We start from the raw sequence: 4,020 nt of genomic DNA, 5'->3' as shown, positions 1-4,020 counted from the left end.
GATGAATACCCTCAGGCAGGTCAGCCAGGCGTTCTTCATTCATGTCCCCAACGACAACCGTCGCTCCAGCTTCATGTAATCGCTTGGCAAAGTGAGCACCCATACCCGCAGCCCCGCCGGTTACGATTATTTTTAGCGTATTTAACTTCATCGTTGCTCCTTCATGTCGTGCTTTGTGGGCACCATAGTCATCAGCGCTTGGTAAAACAATCCGTGAACCAAGCTCGCTCATACGTTAAGGTTTAAAGAACTCACTGGGGGGTCCAAGATGGCACAATCCGGCATCTATGAGGCTGCATTTCACAATGGAACCTACTTTGTTAAATTATCGGGGCACCTAAGTTTTAACTACAGTGCTTCCTTCTCAGATCTCGTAAAAAAGATTTGTGAAACCGATAATCTTCAAGGTGTCTTGGTAGATCTTCGCGAAGCCAAAATGATTGATAGTACGCATATCGGTCTGGTCGCACGGCTTGCTCTGGAAACCCAGAAAAAAACGGGTCAACAGATTACCATCGTAAGCTCGGTTCGAGATGTGACCCAGTCATTGAAAAACACCGGGCTCCAACATCTCGCGGTGCTCCTCGATGCCCCCACGGGTGAGATGCCTCCGCCAGACAGTATACAAGCATTGCCCGAATCCAAGCGAAACATTGCAGAGATTATACTCGAAGCCCACAAGACCCTTCTTGAGATCCACGATGATAACAAAACCATCTATCAAGACATTGTGGAGATGCTAGAAGCATCTATGAACGAGAAATAGGGACCCTAGAGTTCGCCCCGCGGCACATAATGAAACTGAACATTTACTTCGATAGCATCTGAAATACTATTCGATACCGGGCAGTTTACGGCAGCCTTCTCTAGAGACGCTCTGTCTTCCGCAGCCACATCATCGGGAACCCAAATCTCAACGGGTAACTTACAAATCCTACGCGGTGCCTCTGCACTCATGTGCTTTTCAATGCGGTAACGGACACCGTCGAGGTTGTATTCACGGCTACGTGCCCAAAGAGCCATAATCGTGGTCATGCAAGCGCCAAGTGACGTTGCCATCAGGTCTGTTGGTGAAAAATGCTCACCCGTGCCCCCATTATCTTTGGGAGCGGTCGTTCGGATGCTGTCTTCGCTTGGCCCGTGGGTATGTCCAGCAGTTACACCGTCTTGAAGCTGACCAACAATCTCTACGCTCATATGAATCTCCGTGAAAATCTTTTAGCAAGCACTACCACTTTGTGAAGCTGTAGCAAAGGGCTCACATAGCGTTTGCCATTGAAGAGTCACTGCCTTATGTGTTGCCTATGGATTACATGAAGCAAGCTTTGGGTTTAGTACTGAAATCAAAGGTTTTAACCTTCACCTCGGTAGCTTTCTTGGTCGTTGGCGTGCTCGTCGGCATCCTCTATTTACCAAACGAATGGGACCTATGGGTCCGCATAACCCTCGGTTTTGTGGGCGGCCTGATGTCCACTCTCTACGCCGTGGGCAACCATGTACTGATGGAGATGGATGACAGCATCCATGATGTTGTTCGGGAGCGCGATGCTCAAGAGACCAAACCCTCCGGTGAAGCTGCCGAACCTCTTCAAAATGACCCCGAACAATAACACCGTTTTGGTCGCCTCAATATAGCACCCTATCGTCTCTTCAATCACCGACACTTCGGCATTCCAAAAATCCAGACGGCAACGATTAACAGAGAATCCCGTAAGGCCGGATGCCTACCCTAAGGCTCGTCAACGTTTGCCCTATTCGAGACATCGAGTGGCTAGCCTTTAAACAATATTTTTAATTAGAGGACATAAATGTATATTCCTAAAACGCAAGAACTCCATTCCACGTACTTAGGCCCCCCAGAGTTCTAATATTCCACGTTTTTGTACGAGATTAATTTCAGTTGCAAAATAGTAATTCAGTTGGCAGGAAGTTCATCGAGGATACACCTCCTCCGCATGAATGGAGAAGAAAATATGATGACAGATCTCCTCGCTGCTCGGCTCACGATGGCTCTTTCGCTCGGCTTTCATATAATCTTAGCTGCCATTGGGATGATTATGCCTTTTCTCATGGCCATCGCACATGACCGTTGGCTTCGCACCCAGGATGAAGATGCCTACCGTCTAACGCGCCTTTGGACCCGCGGAGTCGCCATATTTTTTGCAACAGGCGCGGTCTCGGGAACAGCACTCTCTTTTGAGCTTGGCGTGCTGTGGCCAGGCTTTATGGAGCATGCCGGTCCAATTATAGGTATGCCATTCTCACTAGAAGGCGCTGCTTTTTTCGTGGAAGCTATTGCCTTAGGAATTTACCTCTATGGCTGGGAGCGCCTCTCTCCGCGGCTCCATTGGTTTGCCGGTCTCATTGTGGGATTTGCCGGACTGGCCAGCGGTATTCTTGTAATCTCGGCCAACGGATGGATGAACAGCCCCACTGGTTTCATCTGGGAGAACGGCTCAGCTCATTCCATCGATCCCTGGAAGGCTTTCTTTAACGATGCCTGGCTCACTCAAGGCTCTCACATGCTGCTGGCTTCGTTTGAGGCGGTTGGTTTTGCAGTTGCCGGCATTCACGCATTTCTCCTGCTTCGGGGCAGTCAAGACCCTATGCACAAAGCAGCCGTCAAAATAGCGTTTTGTGTGGGCGCTATTGCTGCGATTCTACAGCCCATCAACGGGCATTGGGCAGCCCAAGATGTTGCGGTGAGGCAACCCGCAAAACTTGCGGCCATGGAGGCTCATTTCACGACAAGTCGACAAGCCGATTTATTGATTGGGGGAATCCCCGATGAAGAGAGCCAAGAAGTTCACTACGGTATTCATATCCCTGGCGGTCTTAGCTTTCTAGCGTTTAACGATTTCGACGCCGAAGTAATAGGCCTGGACCAAATCCCCAAAGACGAGTGGCCCCCAGTTTTGGTAGTTCACTTCGCATTTCAGATCATGGTTGCCATTGGCACTTTCTTAGCAATGTTTGCTTTCATTGGACTATTCGTTCTCTGGAAGAGGCCTTCCCTATTTTATCACCAGCGCTTGCTGAAGATGTTAGTCCTGAGTATTCCACTTGGATTTATCGCCATCGAGGCAGGATGGATTGTAACGGAAGTTGGCCGGCAACCGTGGATTATTTACGGTATCATGAAAACCAAGGAAGCACTCACACCTGTACCTGGGCAATTTTATCACCTTCTCTCTTTTGGACTGCTCTACACCATGATTGGTGCGAGCACCGTTTGGATGTGGTCTAGACAAGTCGCTGTGGCTCACCGTCAACTTGGCCCTTCTCCTGAGATTAAACGCTGGGCCCATGGAGATGATTCATGAGTGAAGTTGTCGTGTTTGCGTTCATGGCAGTATCTCTTGTGCTCTATGCTGTCACCGGCGGAGCCGACTTCGGTGTTGGCATTCTCGAACTCTTTGCATCAAAACAAGAGCGTCAGAAAATCCGTCAACTCGGGGAACACTCTATCGCACCGATATGGGAAGCGAATCATATTTGGTTGATTATCGCTCTGGTGATTCTATTCATCGCCTTCCCACTTTTACATGTTCGTATCACCACCTACTTGCATATTCCGCTTCTTATTATGCTGGCCGGCATCATGTTACGCGGAACCGCATTTACTTTTCGGTACTACGATATTGATAAAGACCCGGCCAGCCAAAGACTTTGGACTGTCCTTTTTCGAAGCGGTAGCGTCATTGTGCCCATGGCTTTTGGTCATTTAGTCGGCAGCCTCTCTCGCGGGAAGATTCCGCAATCTCCCGAAGACGTTTGGACCAGCTACTGGGAGCCCTGGCTCGGAGCTTTCCCTTTCACGTTAGGTTTATTTACGAGCATTCTTTTCGCGTGGATTGCATGCCTATTTCTGCTTGGTGAAGTGGCTGAAGACGAGAAGGCAATCTGGGTTAAGCGGAGCCGCTACTGGACCGTGGCCTTGATTATATGCGGAGGCGCTGTTGCATTGATGGGATGGTTAGAGGAGGTTAAATGGCTTACGGCACTTAACCGAACGCCTTT

At 49.3% G+C, this 4,020-nt stretch carries 6 protein-coding genes; 4 read left to right on the top strand and 2 right to left on the bottom strand.

Annotation, left to right across the window (positions count from 1 at the left end; all coding sequences use genetic code 11):
* The coding region (locus HOK28_06770) for an SDR family NAD(P)-dependent oxidoreductase (GenBank protein ID MBT6432776.1) at positions 1 to 151 on the bottom strand (151 nt) is incomplete at its 3' end.
* Positions 152 to 268: 117 nt separating this feature from the next.
* Here HOK28_06770 and HOK28_06765 point away from each other — a divergent pair.
* Positions 269 to 766, top strand: a complete 498-nt coding sequence (locus HOK28_06765) for an STAS domain-containing protein (GenBank protein MBT6432775.1) — start codon at positions 269 to 271, stop codon at positions 764 to 766.
* A gap of 5 nt (positions 767 to 771) precedes the next feature.
* Here the strand turns inward: HOK28_06765 and HOK28_06760 are convergent, their stop codons facing one another.
* Positions 772 to 1,197: an OsmC family protein gene (locus tag HOK28_06760; protein MBT6432774.1), complete on the bottom strand. Its 426-nt coding sequence runs from the start codon at positions 1,195 to 1,197 to the stop codon at positions 772 to 774.
* 107 nt (positions 1,198 to 1,304) lie between these two features.
* Here HOK28_06760 and HOK28_06755 point away from each other — a divergent pair, with 107 nt between their 5' ends.
* From HOK28_06755 to HOK28_06745, 3 genes are all read left to right on the top strand, one after another.
* Complete coding sequence (locus tag HOK28_06755; GenBank protein ID MBT6432773.1) at positions 1,305 to 1,610, top strand: hypothetical protein; 306 nt, start codon at positions 1,305 to 1,307, stop codon at positions 1,608 to 1,610.
* Between the two features lie 366 nt (positions 1,611 to 1,976).
* Entirely contained in the window at positions 1,977 to 3,323 is a 1,347-nt protein-coding gene (locus HOK28_06750) for a cytochrome ubiquinol oxidase subunit I (GenBank protein MBT6432772.1), read from the top strand.
* Positions 3,320 to 4,020, top strand: a 701-nt coding sequence (locus HOK28_06745) for a cytochrome d ubiquinol oxidase subunit II (protein MBT6432771.1), incomplete at its 3' end; no start/stop codon positions are given. The genes HOK28_06750 and HOK28_06745, both read left to right, overlap by 4 nt.

It is taken from the genome of Deltaproteobacteria bacterium, from assembly GCA_018668695.1.
Taxonomy (GTDB): domain Bacteria; phylum Myxococcota; class XYA12-FULL-58-9; order XYA12-FULL-58-9; family JABJBS01; genus JABJBS01.
The sequence above is the reverse complement of the archived record's forward strand: the minus strand, read 5'-3'. Positions and strand labels throughout refer to the sequence as shown.

Excerpts from the sequence above, each read along its gene's own strand:
- HOK28_06750 (MBT6432772.1), top strand. The coding sequence starts at position 1,977 with ATGACAGATCTCCTCGCTGCTCGGCTCACGATGGCTCTTTCGCTCGGC.
- HOK28_06765 (MBT6432775.1), top strand. The coding sequence starts at position 269 with ATGGCACAATCCGGCATCTATGAGGCTGCATTTCACAATGGAACCTAC.
- HOK28_06760 (MBT6432774.1), bottom strand. The coding sequence starts at position 1,197 with ATGAGCGTAGAGATTGTTGGTCAGCTTCAAGACGGTGTAACTGCTGGA.
- HOK28_06755 (MBT6432773.1), top strand. The coding sequence starts at position 1,305 with ATGGATTACATGAAGCAAGCTTTGGGTTTAGTACTGAAATCAAAGGTT.